Annotated in this window: 25 protein-coding genes; 8 read left to right on the top strand and 17 right to left on the bottom strand. The window is 72.6% G+C overall.

The genetic code is table 11. The annotated features are described in order from the left end of the window. Positions 1–37 precede the first annotated feature (37 nt). Positions 38–682: a lytic transglycosylase domain-containing protein gene (locus tag KBY19_RS14770; protein ID WP_180289579.1), complete on the top strand. Its 645-nt coding sequence runs from the start codon at positions 38–40 to the stop codon at positions 680–682. 243 nt (positions 683–925) lie between these two features. Here the strand turns inward: KBY19_RS14770 and KBY19_RS14765 are convergent, their stop codons facing one another. Beyond that, positions 926–3,571, bottom strand: coding sequence for a PA14 domain-containing protein (locus tag KBY19_RS14765; RefSeq protein ID WP_210965928.1), 2,646 nt, complete (start codon positions 3,569–3,571; stop codon positions 926–928). Between the two features lie 213 nt (positions 3,572–3,784). Between KBY19_RS14765 and KBY19_RS14760 the strand changes: the two genes are divergently transcribed. Then, positions 3,785–4,810: a LacI family DNA-binding transcriptional regulator gene (locus tag KBY19_RS14760; protein ID WP_099879120.1), complete on the top strand. Its 1,026-nt coding sequence runs from the start codon at positions 3,785–3,787 to the stop codon at positions 4,808–4,810. Positions 4,811–4,945: 135 nt separating this feature from the next. Here the strand turns inward: KBY19_RS14760 and KBY19_RS14755 are convergent, their stop codons facing one another. Then, positions 4,946–6,058: a M23 family metallopeptidase gene (locus KBY19_RS14755; RefSeq protein WP_221505936.1), complete on the bottom strand. Its 1,113-nt coding sequence runs from the start codon at positions 6,056–6,058 to the stop codon at positions 4,946–4,948. Between the two features lie 127 nt (positions 6,059–6,185). Continuing rightward, positions 6,186–7,766 (bottom strand): MFS transporter, encoded by a 1,581-nt coding sequence (locus tag KBY19_RS14750; RefSeq protein ID WP_099879122.1) that lies wholly within the window; start codon positions 7,764–7,766, stop codon positions 6,186–6,188. Between the two features lie 168 nt (positions 7,767–7,934). Here KBY19_RS14750 and KBY19_RS14745 point away from each other — a divergent pair, with 168 nt between their 5' ends. After that, complete coding sequence (locus KBY19_RS14745; RefSeq protein WP_210965927.1) at positions 7,935–8,495, top strand: TetR/AcrR family transcriptional regulator; 561 nt, start codon at positions 7,935–7,937, stop codon at positions 8,493–8,495. A 135-nt stretch (positions 8,496–8,630) separates the two neighbouring features. On the opposite strand, the gene KBY19_RS14740 is transcribed toward KBY19_RS14745, so the two are convergent. The 12 genes from KBY19_RS14740 to KBY19_RS14685 all read right to left on the bottom strand — a co-directional run bounded on the left by KBY19_RS14740 (position 8,631) and on the right by KBY19_RS14685 (position 15,606). Then, positions 8,631–9,005, bottom strand: a complete 375-nt coding sequence (locus KBY19_RS14740; RefSeq protein WP_099879127.1) for a DUF6479 family protein — start codon at positions 9,003–9,005, stop codon at positions 8,631–8,633. 204 nt (positions 9,006–9,209) lie between these two features. Next, positions 9,210–9,929 carry an MgtC/SapB family protein gene (locus KBY19_RS14735; RefSeq protein ID WP_099879129.1) on the bottom strand — a complete coding sequence of 240 codons (720 nt, stop codon included), beginning with the start codon at positions 9,927–9,929 and terminating at the stop codon, positions 9,210–9,212. A gap of 28 nt (positions 9,930–9,957) precedes the next feature. Continuing rightward, positions 9,958–10,335: a gas vesicle protein K gene (locus tag KBY19_RS14730; RefSeq protein WP_307843514.1), complete on the bottom strand. Its 378-nt coding sequence runs from the start codon at positions 10,333–10,335 to the stop codon at positions 9,958–9,960. After that, on the bottom strand, positions 10,332–10,541 hold the full coding sequence (locus tag KBY19_RS14725) for a gas vesicle protein (protein ID WP_209213400.1): 210 nt from the start codon (positions 10,539–10,541) through the stop codon (positions 10,332–10,334). Before KBY19_RS14725 ends, KBY19_RS14730 begins: the two co-directional genes overlap by 4 nt. Positions 10,542–10,566: 25 nt before the next feature. Beyond that, positions 10,567–11,361: a GvpL/GvpF family gas vesicle protein gene (locus tag KBY19_RS14720; protein WP_185016425.1), complete on the bottom strand. Its 795-nt coding sequence runs from the start codon at positions 11,359–11,361 to the stop codon at positions 10,567–10,569. After that, positions 11,351–11,692 carry a gas vesicle protein gene (locus KBY19_RS14715; protein WP_099886358.1) on the bottom strand — a complete coding sequence of 114 codons (342 nt, stop codon included), beginning with the start codon at positions 11,690–11,692 and terminating at the stop codon, positions 11,351–11,353. The genes KBY19_RS14720 and KBY19_RS14715 overlap by 11 nt, the downstream gene beginning before the upstream one ends. Positions 11,693–11,700: 8 nt before the next feature. Continuing rightward, on the bottom strand, positions 11,701–12,762 hold the full coding sequence (locus KBY19_RS14710) for an SRPBCC family protein (protein ID WP_210965926.1): 1,062 nt from the start codon (positions 12,760–12,762) through the stop codon (positions 11,701–11,703). Further along, entirely contained in the window at positions 12,755–13,450 is a 696-nt protein-coding gene (locus tag KBY19_RS14705) for a DNA primase (RefSeq protein ID WP_210965925.1), read from the bottom strand. The genes KBY19_RS14710 and KBY19_RS14705 overlap by 8 nt, the downstream gene beginning before the upstream one ends. Further along, on the bottom strand, positions 13,447–13,683 hold the full coding sequence (locus tag KBY19_RS14700) for a gas vesicle protein GvpG (RefSeq protein ID WP_099879139.1): 237 nt from the start codon (positions 13,681–13,683) through the stop codon (positions 13,447–13,449). The genes KBY19_RS14705 and KBY19_RS14700 overlap by 4 nt, the downstream gene beginning before the upstream one ends. 26 nt (positions 13,684–13,709) lie before the next feature. Continuing rightward, positions 13,710–14,483, bottom strand: coding sequence for a GvpL/GvpF family gas vesicle protein (locus KBY19_RS14695; protein ID WP_210965924.1), 774 nt, complete (start codon positions 14,481–14,483; stop codon positions 13,710–13,712). Then, entirely contained in the window at positions 14,480–14,890 is a 411-nt protein-coding gene (locus tag KBY19_RS14690) for a gas vesicle structural protein GvpA (RefSeq protein ID WP_099879143.1), read from the bottom strand. Before KBY19_RS14690 ends, KBY19_RS14695 begins: the two co-directional genes overlap by 4 nt. A gap of 260 nt (positions 14,891–15,150) precedes the next feature. Then, on the bottom strand, positions 15,151–15,606 hold the full coding sequence (locus KBY19_RS14685) for a hemerythrin domain-containing protein (protein WP_185016428.1): 456 nt from the start codon (positions 15,604–15,606) through the stop codon (positions 15,151–15,153). A gap of 111 nt (positions 15,607–15,717) precedes the next feature. Between KBY19_RS14685 and KBY19_RS14680 the strand changes: the two genes are divergently transcribed. Together KBY19_RS14680 and gvpO are read left to right on the top strand one after the other, a co-directional pair. Further along, the gene (locus KBY19_RS14680; protein ID WP_180289580.1) at positions 15,718–15,888 is read left to right on the top strand and encodes a hypothetical protein; all 171 of its coding nucleotides are present in this window, start codon (positions 15,718–15,720) and stop codon (positions 15,886–15,888) included. A gap of 122 nt (positions 15,889–16,010) precedes the next feature. Continuing rightward, positions 16,011–16,304, top strand: coding sequence for a gas vesicle protein GvpO (gvpO, locus tag KBY19_RS14675; protein WP_099879148.1), 294 nt, complete (start codon positions 16,011–16,013; stop codon positions 16,302–16,304). Positions 16,305–16,351: 47 nt separating this feature from the next. Here gvpO and KBY19_RS14670 read toward each other — a convergent pair whose 3' ends face one another. Next, on the bottom strand, positions 16,352–18,187 hold the full coding sequence (locus KBY19_RS14670) for a PP2C family protein-serine/threonine phosphatase (RefSeq protein ID WP_210965923.1): 1,836 nt from the start codon (positions 18,185–18,187) through the stop codon (positions 16,352–16,354). A 104-nt stretch (positions 18,188–18,291) separates the two neighbouring features. Here KBY19_RS14670 and KBY19_RS14665 point away from each other — a divergent pair, with 104 nt between their 5' ends. Then, positions 18,292–18,669, top strand: a complete 378-nt coding sequence (locus KBY19_RS14665; protein ID WP_185016430.1) for an RNA-binding S4 domain-containing protein — start codon at positions 18,292–18,294, stop codon at positions 18,667–18,669. Between the two features lie 44 nt (positions 18,670–18,713). On the opposite strand, the gene KBY19_RS14660 is transcribed toward KBY19_RS14665, so the two are convergent. Next, positions 18,714–19,424: a response regulator transcription factor gene (locus KBY19_RS14660; RefSeq protein ID WP_099879152.1), complete on the bottom strand. Its 711-nt coding sequence runs from the start codon at positions 19,422–19,424 to the stop codon at positions 18,714–18,716. 97 nt (positions 19,425–19,521) lie between these two features. On the opposite strand from KBY19_RS14660, the gene KBY19_RS14655 reads away from it, so the two are divergent. Both KBY19_RS14655 and KBY19_RS14650 read left to right on the top strand, forming a co-directional pair. Further along, entirely contained in the window at positions 19,522–20,898 is a 1,377-nt protein-coding gene (locus KBY19_RS14655; protein ID WP_210965922.1) for an MFS transporter, read from the top strand. 57 nt (positions 20,899–20,955) lie between these two features. Then, complete coding sequence (locus KBY19_RS14650) at positions 20,956–22,764, top strand: GAF domain-containing sensor histidine kinase (RefSeq protein ID WP_180289582.1); 1,809 nt, start codon at positions 20,956–20,958, stop codon at positions 22,762–22,764. The last annotated feature ends 7 nt before the right edge of the window (positions 22,765–22,771 follow it).

Below are 22,771 nucleotides of genomic sequence, written 5' to 3'. Positions count from 1 at the left end.
CGGTCCGCGACCACGGGAGACCGGGAGCGGTGTCGCTGTGGACGGCAGTGTGGTGGAGGTGCGGATGAGCGGGGCCGAGGGCGGCAAGCCGTGGCGGCGGTGGGTGCCGCCACTTGTGGTGCTCCTCCTGTGGGGCACGGCGCGGGTCGGCAAGGGCGCGGCGTCCCGGATCCCCGCGGGGCGAGGCGTCCGGTACGACCCGGCCCGGTACGCCGCCCAGGTGCGCGAGCACGCGAAGCAGGCGGGCATCAACCCGCAGCTGCTGATGGCGATCCTGTGCAACGAGGCGTACAAACCGCACGTCCCCGCGCTGGAGCGCTGCTGGCAGCGGCTCAAGACGGGCTCCTCGTTCGGCGTCGCCAACATGCACCGGGCGGCCTTCGACGCCACCAAGCAGGGCCGCGACTTCGCCTCCCGCCGCTGGGAGGAGCTGCCCGACGACCGCGATCTCGCGCTGCGCGCCGCCGCCTGGCATCTGCACGACCTCGCCGCGCGGCTCGGTACCGGGGGCAGCGCGGGCGGCGGTCTGTCCCGCGACGAGCTGCTGGCCCTCGGATACAACGCGGGCGCGGGCAACATGCTCGCCTTCGCACGCGGGGTGCGGCCGGGCCGCACGGCCCGCTCCTATCTGCGCAGGCTCCGGGCCAACTGGAGCAGGGCGCACGAAGCCGTCCGCTCCTGAGTCCGCCGCGCGCTCCGCGTCGCCGTCAGGGCCCGCCGGTCCCCTGTCCGGCGGCGTACCCACGGGCCGCCGATCCTGCCGCGGAGCCTGCTCGGGAGCCGGCTCAGACCCGGCTCAGCTCCGGGATCCTGGTCCGCTGCCGGGCCGGTGGGGACGGCCCGAGGCCGGTGCGGGTGCGGGCGCGGTCGCCGGCGCCGCTTCGGGGCGCGCCCTCGACCGGGGCGCGCCCCTCTCGGCATCGGTTCAGCGGTCGCAGGCGAGGGTGCCGTCGGCGGCGCCCTCGATCAGTTTCCGGTGCGCGGCCTCGATCCGCTCCACATCCGGCTTGACGACCTTTCTGTCGTAGGTCAGCAGCCCGTTCAGTTCGCCCTCCACGTCGGCGATCTGGGTGTAGACGGCGCCGCTGCTGCCGTCGCAGGCGGCGAAGCGCTCGACATCCTCCAGTTCGGCCAGGTATTCGTCGGTGAACTTCTCCTTCTCGACGCCCACATAGGTGTGCCGCACGGGCCAGGCATGGCCGGGTACGGCGAGTCCGAGCCCGCCGTATTCGCCGCTCACCAGCGCCCGCTTGCCGTCCGGCGAGGGCAGTTGGGCACCGGGGTAGCCGTGCGCGTCGGACACGTCGCCGTTGCCGCCGTCGACGGCGCCGCAGCAGTTGTGCCCGCTCATGTTGTTCACGAGCCGCGAGGGGTCGAGTTCCTTCGCGTAGTCGGCGATCCGCGCCTGGTCGTACTGGCCCCAGCCCTCGTTGAAGGTGACCCACATGATCACCGAGGGATGGCTGTCGTGCTGCTGGATCAGCTGCTTCAGCTCGTGCTCGTACTGGGTCCGCGCCGCGCTGTCCGGCCTCCGGTCGGAGCGCATGGACGGCATGTCCTGCCACACCAGCAGGCCCAGTCGGTCCGCGTGGTGGAACCAGCGGTCGGGCTCGACCTTGATGTGCTTGCGGACCGAGTTGAACCCCATTTCCTTGTGGCGGCGCAGATCGGAGGCGAGAGCTTCGTCCGTCGGTGCCGTGTGCAGCCCGTCGGGCCAGAAGCCCTGGTCGAGGGTTGCCATCGAGAAGACGGGTTTGCCGTTGAGCACCATGCGCCGCTTGCCGTCGACGGTCTCGACAGAGATCTCCCGCATACCGAAGTAGCTCTCGACGACGTCCGCCGACCGCCCCTTGCCCACCTTCACCTCAAGGGTGTACAGGTGCGGGTCGTCGGGCGACCACAGGTGCGGATCGGGCACCGGGACCCGGAACGGCTCGCTCCCGCTGCCGGTGGCCCGGCCGACCTCGCGCTCACCGTCGTAGGCGACCGCTGTGACGGGCACCCCGTCCCGCACGCCGCGCGCCGTGACCGCGACCTGCTCGCCGTCCAGGTCGGGTGTGGTCTTGACGTCGGCGACGTGGTCGGCCGCCACCGGTTCCATCCACACCGTCTGCCAGATCCCCGACGACGGCGTGTACCAGATGCCCTCGGGGTCGAGCCGCTGTTTGCCGACGGGCGGGTTGGGGCCGTCCGGGGAGTCGGTCGGGTCGTGGACGCCGACGACCAGTTCCTGGTGCCGTCCGGGGCGCAGAGCGTCGGTGACATCGACGGTGAAGCGGTCGTAGCCGCCCTTGTGCGCGGCGACGCGCTTCCCGTTGACGTAGACGGTGGCCTGCCAGTCGACGGCGTCGAAGTGCAGCTTCAGTCGCTCGCCGGAGCCGTGTGCGCCCACCTTCCAGCTCCTCGGCACGGTGAACGACCGCTTGTACCACATCCGCTCCTCGTGGCGCTCCACTCCGGACAGCTGCGACTCGACGGGGTAGGGGACCAGGATCTTCTCGGCCAGCCTCTTGTGCCGGCCCAGCGGCGGCCGCTCGCCCTTCTCGGCCGCGGCGAACTGCCAGGTGCCGTTGAGGTTGCGCCACCGGTCGCGCTTGAGCTGCGGGCGCGGGTACTCGGGCAGCGCGTTGCCGGGGCGGACCTCCTCGGCCCACTCGGTCTTGAGCTGGTACTGCGACCTGTTGTCGCCGGACGTCCAGAACGCACCGACCGGCCGGTCGTCGGTGCCGGTCAGCCCGCCCTCTCCGTCGTAGCGGACGTCGGCCGTGCCGCCCTGGCCCACGACCGGTTCGGGCAGCGCGACCAGCAGCGTACGCGGGTCGTCGGGGGCGCGGCGTATCTCGCCCAGCGGCCAGGTGGCGCCACCGATGACGGCCTTGAGGTGGTCGCGCAGCCGGGCGGGTGGCGCTGCGAGCTCCTGGGCGAAGCCGAGTTCCAGCGTGCGACCGGACTCGCGCACCTGCACCTCGGTGGGGCCGTCGTAGTCGAAGCCCTCCGGGAGGGTGAAGGCCGACCGGGGGACGGCCGTCTTCGTACCGCCGGGCGGGGTCCAGCGCACATGGAGGTTGGAGCCGCCCCACTCCTCGAAGTACTCGACCTTGAGGTCGTAGGACTTGCCCGCCGTCAGCTCGACGGGCTCGGAGTTCTGCTCCTTGTCCCAGTCGGGGACCCAGTGGTCGATGACGAGCCGGCCGTCGAGCCACATACGGAAGCCGTTGTCCCCGGTGATGTGGAAGGTGTGGCTGCCCGTCCGCTCCGGGGTGAGCCGGCCGGTCCAGCGGACGCTGGCGTGATCGGCGCTGCCGGTACGTTCCTTCAGCCGCGGTTCGAGGTCGTCGAAGTCGAGGCCCGGGTCGAAGGCGGTGGCCTTGAGGGTGCCGAAGTCGTAGGCGCCGGGCGCCGACTGGGTCCAGTACTCGCCCTTGAGGCCGTGCGCCTCGGGCGGCTGGGCGGCGGGTGCCGCGGCCGAGGCCGTGGCGGCGGATCCCGGTGGGGCGCCGAGCACGGCGAGGAGGGCGAGAAGGGCTGAGGCGGCGATGACGGCCGCTGACCAGGGTTGTGCGCGTCTCACGGTACCTCCGGGTGAGGTGTGCCACGTGTGGGTGCGGACTGTGCCCTGTGGTACTTCTCCGTGCGGTCCTTGTGGGTGCCCCGTCGGCTTGTACAACGTTGGAAACGGGGACAGTTGGCATGACAGCACGCATGCCGGACCCTGTCCAGGTACGCGACGGCGGCAGCCGAACCGGGCACGGAGCGGGCAGCGAGCGGGGGGAGTTGGGCACGGGTGAGGGTGAGCCTCAAGGACGTGGCCGAGCACGCGGGCGTCTCGGTCAAGACCGTCTCGAACGTGGTGAACAACTACCAGCACGTCACGCCCGCCACCCGGCACAAGGTGCAGCAGGCCATCGACGCGCTCGGCTACCGGCCCAACCCCACAGCCCGCCATCTGCGCAAAGGCCGTACGGGCATCCTCGCCCTCGCCGTGCCCGAACTGGGCAACCCCTACTTCGCCGAACTGGCCGGAGCCGTGGTCGACGCCGCCGCCGAGCACGACTACACGGTGCTGCTCGATCACACCCAGGGCCGCCGCGACCGCGAACTCCTGGTCGCCCAGGGCTTCCGCACCCGGGTCATCGACGGTCTGATCCTCAACCCGCTGGAACTGGAGGCCGAGGACCTGGCGGCGCGCACCGACGAGGTGCCTCTCGTGCTGATCGGCGAGCGACGCTACGACCTGCCCTACGACCACATCGCGATCGACAACGTGGCGGCGGCCCGCACCGCCGTGCGGCACCTGCTGGACATCGGTCGGCGCCGCATCGCCTTCGTCGGCGCCCGCCGCGACCGGCCCAGCAGGCCCGCGCATCTGCGGCTGCTGGGCTGGCAGACGGAGCTGGCGGCGTCCGGCCTCGCCGCGGACGACGCACTGGTGGGACGGGTGGAGGGGTGGGACCGCGCGGACGGGGCCGCGGCGATGGCGGCGCTGCTGGACTCCGGGCAGCGACCGGACGCGGTCTTCGCCTACAACGACCTCGTGGCCATCGGGGCGATGCGGCTGTTGGCCGAGCGCGGGTTGCGGGTGCCGCAGGACGTGGCGGTGGTGGGGTTCGACGATCTGACGGAGGGCCGGTACGGCATGGTGTCGCTCACGACGGTGGCGCCGGACAAGCGGGCGATAGCCCGGCTGGCCGTGGAGTCGGTGGTGCTCCGCATCGGTGGCGGGGCCGGCGCTCCCGAGGGCCCCCGGCAACTGCGGCCGGGCTTCCGGCTCCTGGAGCGGGAGAGCACGCTGGGCCGCCCCGACGGGTGAGGGGCCGGGGGCGGGGGCCGGGACCGGGAAAGCGGTCGCGGGCGGGGGCCTGTCGCCATGTCCTTCGACGAGCGCGGTTTTCCAACGATGGAAAACCGAAGGAGCCCCCGCGCGCGAAACGCCGTCGCGGGCAGCTCAGACATCCACCCCGCGGCTGCGCAGCCACGGCACCGGGTCGATACCCGAGCCGACCTCGGGGGTGACCCGGACCTCGAAGTGCAGGTGCGGGCCCGTGGAGTTGCCGGTGTTGCCGGAGAGGCCGATCTGCTCCCCCGCCCGTACATGATCGCCCGGCTTGACCTGGATGCTCGACAGATGCGCGTACTGCGTGTAGTAGCCGTTGGGGTGCCTGATGACGAGGTGGTTGCCGAAGGGGCCGCCGCAGTTCGTCTTGACGACGGTGCCCGCGCCGACGGCCCTCACCGGGGTGCCGACCTCCACCGCGAAGTCCTGGCCCGTATGGCTGTTCGACCAGCGCTTGCCCGAGGAGGCGAAGCCCGCCGAGAGCGTGTAGCCCTTGACCGGCGCCACCCACTTCCCGCTGCCGGCCGCCCGGCGCTCGCCCGGCGGGCTGTAGGCGCAGCCCCCGGAGGCCGGCTCGGCCCGCAGTGCCGCGCGCGAGATCGGCCCGGCGGCCCGTGCCGCGCGTTCCTCCCGTGCCTCCTGCATCCGCTCCCTGGCCTGCGCCAGCCGCCGTTCGACGAGGCGCTTGGCGCGCCGCTGCCGCTCGGTTTCGGCCTTCAGTTCGCCCAGCTGGGTCCGCCGGCGCTCCCGGTCCCGCACCAGGTCGTGCTGGGTGGTCTTCGTGGTGTGCAGCAGCCGCCGGAAGGCGAGGTCGCCCTGGCGCTGCGTGCGGAGCTTGTCCAGCAGGGTGTCCGGGGTGCTGGTCATCAGCAGCCGGGTGGCCGGGGCCCAGCCGCCCTGCTGGTACTGCCGACGGGCCACCGCGCCGAGCTGCCGGTGCAGCCGCCGCAGCCGCTCCTCCCCTCTGCTGACGGCCCGTGCGGCCCGGGCGACCGCCGCCCGTTGCACTGCTGTCCTGCGGTGGGCGGCCTCGTAGCGCGCCGAGGCAGCTGCGGCCTCCCGGTAGAGCGAGGCGATCCGGGCGGGCAGTGGCTGCGCGGCCTCGGCAGCGCCCTGGGCGGGAGCGGTGCCCGCGGCCTGTGGCGCACCGGCGGCGAGCACCGCCGCACACACCAGCGCAGCCAGCGGCACGGCTGCCCGTCTCTTTCGTACGACCTGAGTCATGGCACGATCGTGCGCCCGTGCGCGGCGTCAGAGGCGTCGCACGGGCGCGGCACGCGGGCGGCTTGGGCCGTTCGTCGCAGCGCCCCGTCCCCAGGACGGGTGCTTTTCCGGGCGGCGCGAGAGGGCCTCAGCCGTGCGGGGAGGTGGCCGCCTCCCGCTCCGGGCGCCCGGAACGGTCGGGGACCACGGCCTCGCCGCCGTCCTTCCCGGGCCGGGGGCGCAGCAGCACCCAGGCCAGCACGGCGGCGACCGCGAGCAGTGCCGCACCGGCCAGCCCGGTGATCTGGACACCGCGCGAGAAGGCGGACCTGGCCTCGGCGACCAGTGCCTCGCCGGGGCCGCCGCCCAGCCGCGTGGCGGCGGCCAGCGCGTTGCCGAGCGTCTCGCGGGCGGCGTCCAGCACACGCGCCGGCACCCCGTCCACCGGGTCGAGGCCCATCCGGTACGCGGAGGAGAGCACGCTGCCCAGCACGGCGACGCCGAGCGCGCCGCCCAGCTCTATACCGGTCTCCGAGACGGCCGAGGCGGCGCCCGCCCGCTCGGGCGGAACGGTGGCCAGCACCATGCTGTTGGTCAGCGTCATCACTGTGCCCACGCCCAGACTCACCAGGCAGAAGGCGAGGACGACGACGGCCACCCCGTGCCCCAGCGGCAGCGCGGTCAGTGCCGCGAAGCCGAGCGCCGCGGTCGCCAGCCCGGCGGTGATCAGCTGCCGTATGCCGGTGCGCCGGGCCGCGGCGGCGGCGAAGAATCCGGAGGCGACCGAGAGGGCGGCGCCGGGCAGCAGCATCACTCCGCCACGCAGCGGTGAGAGGCCCTCGGACAGTTGCAGGAACTGCGGGATGAAGAAGAGCGATCCGGCCATCACGAAGATCACGAGCACATTGGTGACGATCGCGGCGGAGAAGTGCCGGATACGGAAGAGCGAGATGTCGATCAGCGGGTCGGCGAGGGTGCGCTGGCGCCGTACGAACACGGCGCCGAAGGCCAGCCCCACGGCGAGGAACGGCACGGCCCTCAGTTGGTCGCCGTGTGCGAACGTCTTGACGGCGTAGACGGCCGGCAGCACCGTCAGCAGGGTGAGGGCCGCGCTGAGCAGGTCGAAGCGGCCCGGCCTGGGGTCCTTGGTCTCGGGCACCAGCAGCGGCAGCCCGGCCAGGGCGAGCAGTACCAGCGGAAGGTTGATCAGGAAGACCGAGCCCCACCAGAAGTGCTCCAGCAGCAGCCCGCCGACGACGGGGCCGAGTGCCGAACCGGCGCTGAAGGCCGAGCCCCAGGCGGCGACGGCGACCATCCGCTGGCGCTCGTCGCGGAACATGTTGCGCAGCAGCGAGAGGGTGGAGGGCATCAGCGTCGCGCCCGCCACGCCGAGCAGGACGCGGGCCGCGATGAGCGTGCCCGCGCTGGGGGCGTAGGCGGCGAGCGCGGAGGCGACGCCGAACCCGGCGCAGCCGATCATCAGCAGCTTGCGCCTGCCTATTCGGTCGCCGAGGGTCCCCATGGTCACCAGCAGCCCGGCGAGGACGAAGGAGTAGATGTCCACGAGCCACAGCAGTTGGGTGCTGGAGGGGGCGAGGTCCTCGCTGAGCGCGGGAACGGCGAAGCCGAGGACCGTGAGGTCTATCGCGATCAGCAGCACGGGCAGGGTGAGGATCAGCAGGCCGGCCCACTCCCGGGGGCCGGCCCTCACGGTCATGTCCTGCGCCATGGCTCGGTTTCTCCGTTCTTGCGTTCGTGCGGCGTCGCTCGTACGTGGTGCGGCGGGACGGTCCGGCCCCGGCGGCCGCGGCGCCGGGCATTTTGTGTACGGACGTACATAAATCTGTGTACTAGGGTACACAAAAACCGCCGGAACGGAGAAAGACGGGCAGTGCCGATGGGAGCCAAGCGAGGGCCGGCCGACCCCGGGCGCCGGGAGCGGATCATGGCGGCCACCGAGCGGATCCTGCTGGAGCACGGCATCGCGGGGCTCAGCCACCGCGCGGTCGCCCGCGAGGCGGACGTCCCGCTCGGCTCCACGACCTACTACTTCGCCACCCTCGACGACCTGCTCGACGCGGCCACCCGCAGGCTCAGCGAGCGCTACGCACGCCGGCTGCGCACCTGGGGGGCGGAACTGGGCGAGATCTCCCGTGCCGGACTGGTGGAGGCGCTGGCCGACCTGGTGGAGACGCTGCTGCGGGACGACCGCGGCGCGCTGGTCCTCTCCTTCGAACTGTCGGCCGCCGCCATGCGCAGACCCGAACTGCGCGACTCGGCACTGCTGTACGCCGAGACCGAGCGTCAGGTACTGGGCGCACACACCGACGAGCGCACGGCCCGGGCACTCTCCCGCGTCCTCGACGGCCTGCTGCTGCACTCCCTCGCCGCGGCCACCCCACCGACCCGTTCGGACATCACCGGGCCGCTCGCGGCGCTGCTCACCCCCGACGACTGAGCGCACAGCGCCCCGCGCTCCACCCTCTCAAGGGTGAGCGCGGGGCGCTGTGCGCTCAGGATCTGCTTCCAGGCGCCCTGGCCGTCCGCCTTCTCCCGGAGCGGGCAGCCATCGGCGTCGGCACTCGATCCGGGGTCAGCCGGGGCCGCCGCTGCCGAAGGATCCGCTCTTGCCCGGCTCCCACTTCTTGCGCGTCGGCGGCTCGCCGGGGTGGTGCTCGCGGTCGCCCTGGTCGTGCACACCGCTGTGCGGCAGCCGACGGACCCCGTCGCGGGGCATCTCGTCCGGCTCGCGGTTCTCCGTGACCTCCTGGACCGGGCCGCCGTCGGGCAGGTGCGGCTGCTCGTCGGGCTCGGGCGGTTCGGGCTCACGGTTCTTGATCCGGATGCCGAGCCAGACGGCGCCGATCAGCGCGGCCACGATCAACAGCCCGATGATCCCGGGAACCAGACCCACCAGATGGTCACGGGCGGCGACGTCCATGGCCGTCCCGATGACGTCCGCGTTCATGTGCTCAGCCCCCTTCGGCTCGCGGTGTCACCCTCGGGGTTTCCGTGGCGGGCCGAAGGAAACCTGGCCGGACCCCGGAAGCGAACATCTGAGCGATACGGAATGCCCGGTCCCCGCCCCGTACTCGGCCCACGTCCTGTTCAGTCCGCGTCCTGTTCAGTCCGCGTCCTGTTCAGTCCGCGTCCTGTTCAGTCGGCGTCCTGTTCAGTCCGCGTCGTGCGATCCGGAGACGGCGCGCCCGTTGACCGCCAGCACCCCGGGCACCTCCATCAGCTCGCCCACCAGCTCCGGCACCGAGCCGGAGCCGGACACCGCGAGGGTGAGCTTGGTCAGCTCCGGCCGCGGCTCCCCCACCTGCTCGACGTTGGTCTCGGTCACCACGAAACCGCGCTCCGTGCACAGCGACAGCGCGTTGCGCAACACACCCCGCCCCTCCTCGTAGGTGAGCCGCAGATGGCCCGGCACCGCTCCCGGCAGCCGGTCGCTGACCTTGGTGAAGCCCCACACGGTGAGGAAGTGCATGGCCACCGTCGCGACGGCCAGCAGCGGCAGCCCCGCACCGCAGGCCATCCCGACCGCGGCCGAGACCCATACGATCGCCGCCGTCGTCAGCCCGCGCACCACGTCACGGCGCAGGAAGATGACGCCACCGCCGAGGAACCCGACGCCGGAGACGACCTGCGCCGCGACCCGGGACGGATCGATGGAGATGTCCTCCATGCCCATCAGATCGGCGAAGCCGTACTTGCTGACCAGCATGAAGAGCGCGGCGCCCAGCCCCACCAGCGCGTGGGTGCGCAGACCCGCGCTCTTGTTCTTGGCCCGCCGCTCCAGGCCGATCAGCGAGGTCAGGATGAAGGCCAGCGCGAGGTTGGCCACCTGCGGCCAGCCCTGGCCGAGGGAAGAGTAGAACGCGTCGTTCATAGTCGAGGTCTAACAGCTTCGGGTGTCATCAGTCGGTAGGCAGCAGGGGACCCAGCGGGCCGAGATCCAGGTTCAGCTCCTCGGGCGTCAGCCCGAACCGTTCCCGCAACAGCTCCATCCGGTCCTCCAGCAGCATGAGCGTCATTCCGATCCGCTCCTCCTGGTCCTCGTCCAGGTCCCCCACCTCCACCCGGCGCAGGGCCTGTCGCTCCACCAGTTGCCGCAGCAGCTCGACGATGGTGAGCACCAGTGCGGCCAGATCGCGCTCCACGGTGTCGGGGTCGAAGTCGAGCCGCCGGGTCGCGGAGGCCCGTGCCCCGCGCGTCTCTGTCTCGGACGCCCCTGCGTCGGGCGCCCCCGGGTCGGACGCTCGGGCCCCGGGTGCGGTCTCGGATACTCGGGTCACAGTGGCTGCCCTCCCTCCCAGGGCGAGGGGACGCGTGCGTTGACCGAGCTGATCAGGGCCCGCAGGTCGATCCGCACCAGGTCCACGTCGGCGATCCCCAAGGTGAGCGACCCGGTGAGGACCGCCCCGGTGCCCAGCAGCCGGTCCAGCAGGTCGACCAGGGCGACCTGCCGCCGGGCCAGCGGCTGCTCGGAGTCGACAGCCACCGGCCCGCGCGGAGCGTGCGGCCCATCAGACGGCGCTGTCATGGACACCCTCCCGCTGGTCGGGCGCGTCCGACGCGGCGAACGAGTACGGCGCCCACGGGCCGGTCAGCTCGACCCGGACGGCCGGGTCGTGTGCGCCCAGCTGCTCCACACGGCCCACGAACTCCTCCGCCCGCTCGCGGGGCACCAGATAGGCCGCGTTGAGCAGGTTCTGCCCGGCCACCTGGGACAGCTGCGGATTCTGCGCGGGATACACCCGTACGTCCTCGGCCTGCGCCGTGAGCGCCGCGTGCAGCGCACGGCCCAGTTCCTCGGCCTCCCGCAGCGCGTTCTCCCGCGAGGTGACCTCCTGCCTGCGCCGGCGCAGGAACTCCCGCCCGCTGGTCGGGGCCGGTGCCGCTGCCGGGGCCGGTTCGGGCGCCCGCTGCGCGTAGACCTTCACGCCCCACTCGACGCGGCCCGCCAGCCTGTCGAGGGTGGCCAGGAACTCCTGGCTGCCCTCCGCCAGGGCACGCCGGACCCCGTCGTCGTCCCGGTAGACGGTCGCCAGGCGCAGCGGAAGCGGGCAGGTGAGCGCGGTGAGCGCGTCGACCACCGCCTGGTGGGCGCGGGCCGTCTGCTCCAGCCAACCGAGGTCCTCCAGCCGGGCGTGCAGCGGCTCCTGCGCGAACTCCTCCTCGGGGACCTTGCTGACCACCGCCTGCAGTCCCGCCTGGTCGACGACGTACGGGACGGAGCCGTTCACGCCCCGTACGTCGTCGGGCAACGGGGCCTCGAGGGGCGCGGTCACCGCGTAGACGTACCGCAGTTCACCGTTCATGGCGCTCTCCCTCCAGGCGTTCCGGATTCCGCTGCTCCAGTTCGGCGACGCGTTGGCGCAGCCGCTCGTTCTCCTCGGACAGTTCGGTCCGCCGGGCGTTGGAGCTGAGCGCGGGATCGGTCTCCCACCAGTCGATGCCCATCTCCTTGGCCTTGTCGACGGAGGCGACGATCAACCGGAGCTTGATGGTCAGCAGCTCGATGTCGAGCAGGTTGATGCGGATGTCGCCCGCGATCACCACGCCCTTGTCGAGAACCCGTTCGAGGATGTCGGCGAGGTTGGCGCTGCTGCCGCCGTCGTAGCGCTCGGGCAGCCTGCCGCCGCTGGGCATCGGCGTACTCACCGGCGCTCACCCGCCGAGGCGTCCTCCTCCTCGAACTCCTCCTCCGCCTCGTCCCGGTCGGCGGGCTCCTCGTAAGCGTCCTGTTCGGAGTCCTCGAACTGTTCTGGTTCCTCGGCGTCATCGGCGTCATCGGCTTCCCCGACGTCCGCCTCGGTCCCGGTCCGGTCCTCGTCCTCGTACGCGTCCTCGGCGCGGCGCTCCTCTTCGGCGACCGCGTCCTCGTGGGTGACGACGACCTCGCCGTCGCGTATCTCGCCGCGCCAGCCCTCGTCCGCCTCGCCCTTCATGGAGATGTGCCGGGCGTAGTGCTTGAGGTCGAGCCGGGCCCTGCGGCCCTGGGCGCGCCAGACGTTGCCGGTCTTCTCGAACAGGCCCTTGGGGTAGTACTCGATCAGCAGCACGACGCGGGTGAGGTTCCCGGTGAGCTCATGGAACGTCACCACGCCCTTGGTACTGCCCTTGGCCCCCTCGGACGTCCAGGCTATGCGCTGGTCGGGGATCTGCTCGGTGGTGGTCGCCTGCCAGCTCCGATCGGACCAGAAGATCTTCGCCTTCCAGTCGGAGGTGGTGTCGTCGGCCACCGTGACATCCCGCACGCCCTTGGTGAAGGAGCTGAAGTCCTGCAACTGTGTCCACTGGTCGTAGGCGGTTCTGACGGGCACGCCCACATCCACGTACTCCAGGATGACGACCGGCTTCTGGCCGCCGCTCCCCTTGCGTTTGCCGTCTCCAGCGCCCAGCAGCCCCTTGATGCCCTCGCCCGCCTTCTCCTTCAGACGTCCGGCGCCGACCTCCACGGCGGTGCGCACGGGGCCCTTGCCCTCGACGATCTTCCGGCCGCTGTCCAGCGCCAACCTGCCGAAGCCGGGGCTTTTCCCCTCGGCCACGTCGTTGAGCCTGCTCGTGGCCTGCCCGAGCTTGCGGCCCACTCCGGCGAGCAGCTTCTCGCCCTCGGCCAGGGCGAACTCCTGGGCCGCCGACTTGAGCCGGTCCGTGGCCTCGGGGTCGAGACCGCCCAGCGGCTTGCCACCGCCGTTCTGCGTCCGCGTGTCAGCCACGGGTCCGACCTCCCTTCGCACCACTGCCCTTCGCACCCGTGGCGGAGGACTTCGCGGTGGACTTGGTGCCGGTCCGCTTGGCCGTCCGGGAGCGGTCCGGGGCCCCTGAGGCCCTGGCCGAGGACGACGCGGTCTTCTTCGCCGGCGCCCGGCCCGCCTGCTGCTTCTTGGCAGGGCGCTTGGCTGCCGGCTTCTTCGCGGCGTCGTTGGCCCGACGCGCGGGGCGGGAGCCACGCTGCGCACCGCCGGAGGCGCGGGAACCCTGCTCACCGGACTCGTCCTGGTCGTCCGCCGTCTCGGCCACGCTCTCGGTGGTGTCCTTCGCGGTGGAAGCGGCGCCGCGCGCCGTGTCCTCGACGGATGCGCCGACGCCGTCGAGCCGGTCGCGTACGTCCAAGGTGCGCTCGTGCAGCCGGTCGGCCAGCGCGTTGACCTGGCGGTTGACCAGGGCGCCGGTCGCTGCCCTGCCCGCACCCCGCAAGTCGGAGCGCAGCTGCTCGCCCAACTCCTTGAACTGCGGATTCCTGGCAAGCTGTTCCGTGGCCGTACGCGCGACGGCTCGTGGGCTCAGTGGCATCTTCTTGCCCATCACCACCGTGGCGACGCCAAGGGCGAACTTCGCCTTCTTCGTCCGGCCGAGGAGATATCCCCCGCCGGCGGCCAGTGCCATCGTCAGTCTGCTGTTCATGTCCATGGGTTCCTGTCCTCCAACCGCGCGAGGAGCTCGTCCTCGCGGCGGTCGAACTCGTCTTCGTCGATCTCGCCGGCGAGCAACTGCCGCTCCGCCTCCGCGAGCTCGCGCTGGACGGTGGCGGGGTCGCGGTACTGCCGCTCCGCCTCGGCCTGCACCTGCCGCAGCACCCAGGCGGTGCCGCGCACCGGGGCAGCGGGCAGCAGCAGTAGTTCGCTGATCAGCCCCATGTCGGCCTCCCGGCTCCACCGGCCCGTCAGCCGGCCGCCGGTGCGGCCCGGGCGCCGGCCGTCGCGTCGGCCGACGCGTCGGTCTTCTCGACGAAGCTGTAGGGCGGCAGCGGACCATTCACCTTCAGATCCAGCTGCGGTGCGGAGGTCCCCAGCTCCTCGACGGCGGAGAGCAGCTCGTCGGCCGCTTCCCGGGCGACGAGGACGGAGAGGTTCGTCAGCCAGCCCGCGCTCTGCGGGCCCTCGCTCACCTCGGCGGCCAGCGGCTCCACCGCGTGGCGCAGCAGTGCCGCGTCGACGGGCTCCCGGGCCTGCACGGCGCGGGCGACCTTCTCGCCAAGCGCCAGCTTCTGTTCGTAGCTGCCGCCGCCCGCGGCGCGGTTGGCCTCGCTCTCCGCCCGCAGTTCGGGCTGCTGTGCCATCACGACGTGCAGCACGGCCTCCTGGTCGTGGCTGGCCTTGATGTTGTACTCGACCTTGCCTTCGAGCGTGTCGAGGCGTTCGAGGAAGTGTTCGGCCCGCTCCACGAGCACCTCGCCGACCGTGCCGTCGTCCTCCGAGAGGCTGCCGAAGCGCATGGGCAGTACCACCCGCTCGGCGTTCACCTCCGCGAGGACCTGCTGGTGGGCGAGGAGCTCCCGGCGCTTGGGCCGCAGGTCCTCGGGCGCGTCGCTGACCAGTGCCACCAGGCCGTCCCGCTGGAGGATCCGCACCGGGCGGGGCGGGTCGCCCACGCCGGTCAGTCCTTCGCGCAGGTGCGGGGCCGGGGACCGGGTGATGCCGTAGACGTAGGTGCTCACTCCCGCTCCTCCTTCTTGCGGGTGGTGGTGCGCCGCCGCGTGCCGCCCTCCTGGGACTCGTCGCGCGCCTGCTGGAACGCGTCCGAGACGGTCTGCGCCGCGCCGCTGAGCGCACCCTTGGTCTTTCCCTGGGCCCCGGACTCGGTGACCTGCCCCACCACGTCGGGCAGGCCGGGGCTCTTGTTGCGGCCCGACTCCAGGTCGAGGCGGTTGCAGGCCTCGGCGAACTTCAGATACGTGTCCACACTGGCGACCACGACCCGGACGTCGATCTTGAGAATCTCGATACCGACGAGGGACACCCGCACGAACGCGTCGATCACCAGTCCGCGGTCGAGGACGAGTTCCAGTACGTCGTAGAGATTGCCGGTTCCGCCGCCTTGCTGTTGTGCCGGAGCGACAGTCATGAGGCAGAGCCTCCTTCGCTTCTCTGGCGCCGTTCTCAGGCTTGGATTTCACGGGCAACTCCCGTGCTTGCACGGAGAGTTCGCGGAACGGGGGCGCCTCGTTCCCGCGGTCGTACCGCGGCGCCGGACGGGTAGCCCTTGGGCCAAGGGTCAAACCCCGCGCTCCGCTTCCCGCCGACCCGGAAGAGCAACTTGTCGGGCATATGCGACAAAAGGGAAGCAGAAAAGGCGGCAGAAGAAGAAAGAACGATCCCGGCGGGCTACTCGCCCCCGGAGCCGCCCAGCAGCCAGCGGGAGGCGGCGGCACCGAGCTCGCGCAGCTCCCGGTTGCTCAGCCGTTCCCGCAGCGGTGCGAAGACCTCGCCCTCCTGGCTCGCGGCGTGCTCGCGCACCTGGTCGAGCAGCACGCTCATCCGGTGCTCGACGGCGGGTGAGCCCGGCTCGGCGGCCCTGAGCTCCCGGACGGTCACCGCCGCCGCCTCCCAGCGCTGCCGGGCCGCGGCGACGCGCTGCTCCCCGTCGGGCAGCAGCCGGCGGACGACGGGGTGCAGTGTGTGGCCTTCCGCGAGGGCGTGCCGCTCCAGCCCGGCCAGCAGCTGCTCGGCGAGGGCGGCGCGGCGCTCCGGGTCGCGGGTCGCCTCGTAGGCCGCGACGAGACGCTCGGCCTCGGCGTGATCGTCCGCGAGCAGTTCGAGTACGTCCGGGCGGTGTGCCATCGCCCCTCCTTGGTCCGGTTTCGGACACGGTGACCGCTACGCCCCGGTCACCGTTTCGCCCCTGGGAGTGTGGGGACTCGCCTCCGTAGGTGACTACGGAGGTGATCCCACGTGCAGCAGAACAAGACCAGCACCCGTGACGAGAGCGCCGGGGACTCCGGCCGCCCGGCGGCCAACACTCCCCGGACGGTGCTCCGCCCGGACGGTCCGATGGGCTACGGGCCGCATGCTCCGGCCGGCGACCGGGACCCGGAGTCGCACATCTTCCGCGGCGAGGACTGACCGGCCGGGCGCCGGTCCCCCACCCGTACCCGGCTCCGTCCGGTTCACTCCGCCGCACAGCGGGCACCCGCCCGGTCCACCGACGCTCCCCCGGCACGGACGGGGAGGGAGGAGGACCGCGCATGAGTGACAAGCAGTCGGACGTGGAAGCCAAGGGCCCCGGCACCGCACAGGTCCTGCGCTCGGCACGCGAGGCCATCGAGGAGCTGACCGGCCTGGAGGCCGAGACGGTCTCCTCCGTCGTCAGAGGTGACGACGGAAGCTGGACGCTGCACGTCGAAGTCGTCGAGCTGCGCAGGATCCCGGACAGCGTCAGCATGCTCGGCTCGTACGAGATGACGCTGGACGCGGACGGCGAGCTGACCGGCTATCGCAGGCTCCGCCGCTACGAACGCGGCAGGGCGGACCCCCGCTGAGCACCGTCGAAGAAGCTCCACCGCCGAAGAGGCACAGTCAGGTCAGGTCAGGTCACATACAGCGTGAGGAGCGTGGCATCGTCCTCCGCCTCGTGGCCCAGCAGCGTGGAGACCAGGCACTCGGTGGCCGCCTGGGCCGTGTCGTTGCGCCCCGCGCACTCCCGCACGGCTGCCAGCAGAGCGGCGACCCCCTCGTCGAGGTCCATACCACGGCGTTCGATGACCCCGTCCGTGTAGCACAGGAGCAGATCACCCGCCTGCAGCTGGGTGTGGTTGATCGGATAGGCCGCCTCCGGGGTGACGCCCAGCATCAGTCCGTGCTCGGCCTCCACCAGTCGCGCCACGCCGTCCCGCACCAGGACCGGCGCCGGGTGCCCCGCGCTGGCCCAGTGGAAGACCCGGGTGTCGGTGTGCAGGTGCCCCACCACGCAGGTCGCGGTGGTCTCCAGGCCGCCGTAGTAGACGACCTCGCCCAGCGCCGTCGTCAGCTCGGCCGCGTTCTCGTCGGTGTAGGCGAGCCCGGCCAGCGCGGAGCGCTGCTGCACCGCCCGGCTGGCCGCGTCCACCCCGTGCCCCGAGGCGTCGCCGACCGCCAGCAGCACCCGTCCGTCGGGCAGCTCGCGGCACTTGTACCAGTCACCGCCGACGCCCGAGTCGGAAGGGACATAGGCGGCGCTCACGGACAGCCACGAGGGGGTGAGCACGCCCAGCGGCGGGGTGAGCGCCCTGCGGAAGGTCTCGGAGACGCGGCGCTCGGCCGCCGCCTCCTGGCGCAGCCGCTCGGCCTCGGACAGCGCCCGCCCCAGCTGCTCCTCCTGCCCGGTGATGTCCCGCGCGGCGAACAGCAGGGACTCCGGTACCTCGGCGCCCTCCGGCTGCGCCTCGCCGAACCAGCGGATCCGCCGCCGCCGGCCGTCGACATGGACGGTCAGCTCGTGTTCGGGCACATCGCCGCCGGCCAGCAGGGTGCGCAGATCGGCGACGAACGCCGGCACCTCGGCCGGCTCGATCTTCCGCCCCACGGTGAACAGGTCGGCGGCGACGTCCCTGGCCGAGGTCACCGACCGGGCCGTGCGCTCCAGCTCGGAGTACCCCTCCGGTGTCACCTGCTCGGGTGGCGGTGCCGTGAGGCCCAGCAGTTCGCGCAGCCCCTGCGACCAGCGCATCCTGCCGCTGACCAGGTCCCACTCCGCCCAGCCGAGCCGGCCGCCCTCCTGGATGCGGCGGGTGAGCCTGGCCTCGCCGACCGGTTCCCAGTTCGTCAGCAGCAGCCCCTCGTCCGGCAGCAGCGCGACGGTGCCGCGCAGCCGGGCACGCTGGAGGACGCCGTCGATGACGTCGACGTAGTCGATGGTGTCGCTGGAGACGGGCGTGCCGCAATCCAGCGCGGCGCGGTAGACGTCGTACATCCCGCTGGTGCGGATCCCCGGCCGGGTCTCGGACAGCGGCTTGCCGAGGAAGTCGTAGGAGCCGCGCTCCACACCGCTCAGCTCGAAGTGGTTGGCCCCGACGACGATGAAGTCCTGGACGGTGCCGTCCGCGGCGTACAGCGGGCGCAGCACCGTCGAGCTGCCCCGCAGCACACCCAGCACGGCGGGCAGCCAGGACGGCAGGCCGGGCAGTACCGCCACGTCGCTGGGCGGCGGGGCTTCGGCGCCGTCGTAGGCGAACGGCCCGGACGTCGGCCGGTCGGCCGGGTCCGGCCGGTGCCCGGAGCGCGGGGAGCAGCCGGGGTGGGCGGGGCCCGCCTCGGCGATCCGGACGCGCGCACGGTGCCGGGCGCACGCGATGGTGCGCAGCGCCACCCGGTTGAGCTCTTGCAGCGCGCTCTGAGATGCGCGTGTGGCGGCGCCGTCCGCGGGGTCCACAGGCGAGGCATCCATATGTCGGCATTGTCCGCCCCGTGGGGCTTCTTCGCCGGGCGACGGGGCCGCTCGTGGCACCGAGCGGGTCCCCGGCCGGGCCGCGCTCCCCTAGGCTCGGAAGCATGACGGCAGACGAGGGGTCGGTACGGGTCGACAGCTGGATCTGGTCCGTACGGCTGGCGAAGACCCGCTCCCAGGCGGCGACCGCGGCCCGCGGTGGGCACGTCAAGGTCAACGGCGAGCGGGTGAAGGCGGCGCACGCCCTCCGGGTGGGGGATGAGGTGCGGGTGCGGCAGGCGGGGCGCGAGCGCATCGTGATCGTCAAGCGGCTGATCAAGAAGCGGGTGGGCGCTCCGGTCGCCGTCGAGTGTTACCAGGACAACAGTCCGCCGCCGCCGTCCCCGGTGGAGGTCCCCGTCGTCGCGCGCCGTGAGCGGGGGGCCGGACGCCCCACCAAACGGGACCGCCGCGAACTGGAGCGCCTCCGCGGAGAGCGCTGAACGACCCCCACCCGACGGCGCCCCCCCGACGGCGCCCGGCCCGCTCAGCCGCCGCTCTCGCGCAGCCGCTCGGCGATGACGGCGGCCTGGACGCGGCGGCCCACGCCGAGCTTGGCGAGGATGGTGGAGATCCGGTTCTTCACGGTCTTCTCCGCCAGGAACAGCCGCTCACCGATCTGCCGGTTGGTCAGCCCCTCCCCGATCAGCGCGAGCACCTCCCGCTCGCGCGGGGTGAGCCGGGCCAGCTCCGGCGGGGCCGTACGGTGCTCCCGGGCCCGGACGCGCGCCATGACGCGCGCGCTCGCCCCGGGGTCGAGCAGCGAGGTGCCGGCCGCCACCGTCCGGATGGCGCTGACCAGATCGGCGCCCTTGATCTGCTTGAGCACATAGCCCGCCGCGCCCGCCATGACCGCGTCCATCAGCGCCTCGTCGTCGTCGAAGGACGTGAGGATCAAACACACCAGTTCAGGCATCATGGCCCGCAGTTCGCGGCAGACCTCGATGCCCGCGTGGTCACTGTGCTGCTCGGCGCCGCCCAGCCGTACATCCAGCACCGCGACATGGGGGCGTACCGCGGGCACGCGGGTGAGCGCCTCCTCCGCGTCGCCCGCCTCCCCGACGACCTCCAGATCGGATTCGGCTTCCAGCAGGTCGCGCAGCCCTCTGCGTACCACCTCGTGATCGTCGAGCAGGAAGACGCGCACAGGCGCGGCGGGGTGGGCGGCTGTGCCGCCCGGGCTGTCGGAACCCGGCACTGGACCTCCTCGGGACGCCCTCAAGCCTGGGGCATGGGCGGCTGGATGAGTAGGGGCCGTTCGTCCCGCCCGAACCCGCGCGGTCTAGGGTTCCGGTATGACCGAGCGGAGCCGACGGCCGCTGGCGGGTGTGCTCGCGGCGATGGCCGTGTCGTTGACCGGCACCCGCATCTCGGCCATCGCGCTCCCCTGGTTCGTCCTGGTCACCACCGGCAGCACCGCCAGGACCGGGCTGGTGGCGCTGTGCGAGATGGCGCCGTACGTACTGGTCAAGGCGTTCACCGGTCCGCTGGTCGACCGGGTCGGTCCGCGTACCGTCTCATGGATCACCGATGTGCTCAGTGCCCTCGCGGTGACCGCCGTGGGCCTGCTGCACCTCGTGGACGTGCTCTCGTTCTGGCTGCTGCTCCTGCTCGTCGCGGTGATCGGGGCGGCCCGGGGACCCGGCGACCTGTCGAAAGAGATCATGGTCCCGGAGGCCGCGGAGCGCGCCCGGGTGCCGCTGGAGCGGGCCGCCGGGCTGGCGGGGGTGACCGAGCGGCTCGCCTCGACCGTCGGCCCTGCGGCCGGTGGCGCGGTGGTGGCGCTGCTCGGCGCGCAGACCGCGCTGTTCGCCATCGCGTGCTGCTTCGCCTCGGGTTCGGCCGTGATCGTGGTTCTGCTGCCGCGCCGCCGCGGCAGCATCCGGGACGACCCGGACGGCAGCGCCCGTCCCGCGTCCGAGGGCTACTGGCGCCGGCTCGGCGCGGGCTTCCGCTTCCTGCGCGGTGACCCGCTGCTGTTGACGGTGATCGCCATGGTCGCCGTCACCAATCTGCTGGATGCCGCCTTCGCCACCCTGCTGCTGCCCGTCTGGGCACGGGAGTCCGGCAACGGCCCCGGAGCGATCGGGCTGGCGAACAGCGCGCTGGGGATCGCGGCGGTCGCCGGGAGCCTGGTGGCCGCCGCGATCGGGCACCGGATGCGCCGCCGCCCCGTCTTCTTCGCCGGGTTCCTGCTGGCGGGCGCACCCCGGTTCTTGATCCTGGCCGTGGACGTACCGCTGTGGGCGGTGCTGGGCGTCTTCGCGCTCGGCGGTTTCGGAGCGGGCTTCCTCAACCCGATACTGGGCGCCCTCAACTTCGAGCGCGTGCCCGGCGAGTTGCGGGGCAGGGTCAACGCGCTCGGGGACTCGCTGGCCTGGTCCGGCATCCCCCTCGGCGGGCTCCTCGCCGGTGCGGGGGTCGCCGCGTTCGGGCTGGTGCCCGTGCTGCTGGCCGGCGGTGCCGCGTACTTCCTCACCACGAACCTGACCGGGCTGCGACCGGAGTGGCGTGAGATGGACCGGCGGAAGGCGCCCCGGCACCCGGGCGGGCACACTCCGCCCGGCGGGCACGCCCCACCGGGCGAGGGGCGTACGAACACCGCACCAGGCGGCACGAACGGCGAGGTCGAGCCGGAATCGACCGGCGACCTGGCGTCCGTTCGGCCGTAGACTGCCGTTCCGGGTTCGCGCGGGGGCCCGGCTGTCGTACGGCGTACGGAGGTGCGCATGTCGGAGGCTGCCAGAGCGGGGCAGCACCGTCCGGAGCGGGGGCGGGGCAACGACCGGGTGGAGTACCGCGAGGAGCTGCCCCACTTCCGGCTGGACGAGCTGCTGGACGAGCTTCAGACGCGGCTGGATGCCGCACGGCTCACCCAGGACCGGATGCACAGCCTTCTGGAAGCCGTGCTCAGCGTCGGGCGCGAACTGGACCTGTCCCAGGTGCTGCGCCGCATCGTGGAGGCGGCGCTGGCGCTGACCAACGCGGAGTACGGCGCGCTGGGTGTCATCGGGGAAGGGCAGCGGCTGTCGACCTTCCTGCCGGTGGGCGTCTCGCCGGAGCAGGCCGCACGCATCGGCCCGCTGCCCTCGGGGCACGGGGTGCTCGGCGAACTGATCCGCGACCCGCGGCCGTTACGGCTCACGGATCTGAGCGCGCACCCGGCCAGCCACGGCTTCCCCGCGCACCATCCGCCGATGCGCACCTTCCTGGGCGTGCCCGTGCGGGTGCGGGACGAGGTCTTCGGCAACCTCTATCTGGCACAGAAGCGCGGTGGCGCCGACTTCGACGCCGACGACGAGGCGGTCGTCACCACCCTCGCCGTCGCCGCCGGGATCGCAGTCGACAACGCCAGGCTGTACGCGGAGAGCCGGCGCCGCGAGCAGTGGCTGGAGGCGCTGGGCGAGATCAGCCGGCTGCTGCTGAGCGGCGCGACCTCGAACGAGGTGCTGCGGCTGATCGCACAGCGGGCGCTGGAGGTGGCGCAGTCGGACACCTCGTGCGTGCTGCTGCCGGACACCGAGGGCGTCGCGGACGCCCTGCGGGTCGTGGTGGCGGTCGGCGACCTCGCCGAGGAGCAGACGGGCGTGGTCGTGCCCTACGACGACACCCTGTCCGGGCTGGCGGCCCGCACCGGGGAGTCGGCGGTGACGGCGGACATCGGCAACGATCCGCGTACGCACGCCTTTCCGGACGGGGAGGTCGAGCACGGTCCCGTCGTCGCCGTACCGCTGCTGGCGCAGCAGGACGCACCCGGCGCGCTGCGGCTGAGCCGGCTCAAGGGGCGTCCACCGTTCGACGAGACGGAGGTGGAGCTGCTCAAGGACTTCGCCGCGCAGGCCGCCCTGGCGCTGGAGATGGCGCAGCACCGCGCCGAGTCGGAGCAGCTCACCCTGCTGCACGAGCGCGACCGTATCGCCCGCGACCTGCACGATCTGGCCATCCAGCGGCTGTTCGCCACCGGGATGACGCTGCAGAGCGCGGGACGGCTCATCGACCGGCCCGAGGCCGCGGAGCGGGTGAACCGCGCGGTGGACGACCTCGACGAGACCATCAAGATCATCCGTTCCACCATCTTCGCGCTGCGCACCTCCGGTGAGGGTGCCGAGCCGGGCACCAGCCTGCGCCGGACGGTGGCCAAGGCCGTCAGCGACGCGGCCGACCGGCTCGGCTTCCTGCCTTCCCTGCGGATGGAGGGGCCCGTCGACACGGATGTGCCGCCGGAGGCGGCCGAGCAGGTGAGCGCGGTGCTGGCGGAGGCGCTGAGCAACGTCGTGCGGCACGCGCGGGCCCACCGGGTGGATGTGGATCTGCAGGTCGGCGCGGTCATCGCCCTGACCGTCACCGACGACGGCGTGGGCGTCGGGGACCGCGCCGGGAGCACACACACCGGGGGGCTCGCCAATATGCGCTCCCGGGCCGAGCAGCTCGGCGGAACGCTGACCGTGGCCCAGGGGCCCGGCACCGACCCGGGGTCAGGGGCGGGCCCGGGCACCCGTATCGCCTGGAGGGTTCCGCTCCGCCGCGAGGGCGACTGAGCCGGCA

This window comes from Streptomyces sp. B15, from assembly GCF_018070605.1.
In the GTDB taxonomy this organism is placed as follows: Bacteria; Actinomycetota; Actinomycetes; order Streptomycetales; family Streptomycetaceae; genus Streptomyces; species Streptomyces smyrnaeus.
This window is presented reverse-complemented; position numbering and strand designations above follow the sequence as displayed.

Coding starts and splice junctions, on each gene's coding strand:
- KBY19_RS14755 (WP_221505936.1), bottom strand. CDS start 6,058: ATGACTCAGGTCGTACGAAAGAGACGGGCAGCCGTGCCGCTGGCTGCG.
- KBY19_RS14750 (WP_099879122.1), bottom strand. CDS start 7,766: ATGGCGCAGGACATGACCGTGAGGGCCGGCCCCCGGGAGTGGGCCGGC.
- KBY19_RS14745 (WP_210965927.1), top strand. CDS start 7,935: ATGGGAGCCAAGCGAGGGCCGGCCGACCCCGGGCGCCGGGAGCGGATC.
- KBY19_RS14740 (WP_099879127.1), bottom strand. CDS start 9,005: ATGAACGCGGACGTCATCGGGACGGCCATGGACGTCGCCGCCCGTGAC.
- KBY19_RS14735 (WP_099879129.1), bottom strand. CDS start 9,929: ATGAACGACGCGTTCTACTCTTCCCTCGGCCAGGGCTGGCCGCAGGTG.
- KBY19_RS14720 (WP_185016425.1), bottom strand. CDS start 11,361: ATGAACGGTGAACTGCGGTACGTCTACGCGGTGACCGCGCCCCTCGAG.
- KBY19_RS14715 (WP_099886358.1), bottom strand. CDS start 11,692: ATGCCCAGCGGCGGCAGGCTGCCCGAGCGCTACGACGGCGGCAGCAGC.
- KBY19_RS14705 (WP_210965925.1), bottom strand. CDS start 13,450: ATGAACAGCAGACTGACGATGGCACTGGCCGCCGGCGGGGGATATCTC.
- KBY19_RS14700 (WP_099879139.1), bottom strand. CDS start 13,683: ATGGGGCTGATCAGCGAACTACTGCTGCTGCCCGCTGCCCCGGTGCGC.
- KBY19_RS14690 (WP_099879143.1), bottom strand. CDS start 14,890: ATGACTGTCGCTCCGGCACAACAGCAAGGCGGCGGAACCGGCAATCTC.
- KBY19_RS14685 (WP_185016428.1), bottom strand. CDS start 15,606: ATGGCACACCGCCCGGACGTACTCGAACTGCTCGCGGACGATCACGCC.
- gvpO (WP_099879148.1), top strand. CDS start 16,011: ATGAGTGACAAGCAGTCGGACGTGGAAGCCAAGGGCCCCGGCACCGCA.
- KBY19_RS14670 (WP_210965923.1), bottom strand. CDS start 18,187: ATGGATGCCTCGCCTGTGGACCCCGCGGACGGCGCCGCCACACGCGCA.
- KBY19_RS14665 (WP_185016430.1), top strand. CDS start 18,292: ATGACGGCAGACGAGGGGTCGGTACGGGTCGACAGCTGGATCTGGTCC.
- KBY19_RS14655 (WP_210965922.1), top strand. CDS start 19,522: ATGACCGAGCGGAGCCGACGGCCGCTGGCGGGTGTGCTCGCGGCGATG.
- KBY19_RS14650 (WP_180289582.1), top strand. CDS start 20,956: ATGTCGGAGGCTGCCAGAGCGGGGCAGCACCGTCCGGAGCGGGGGCGG.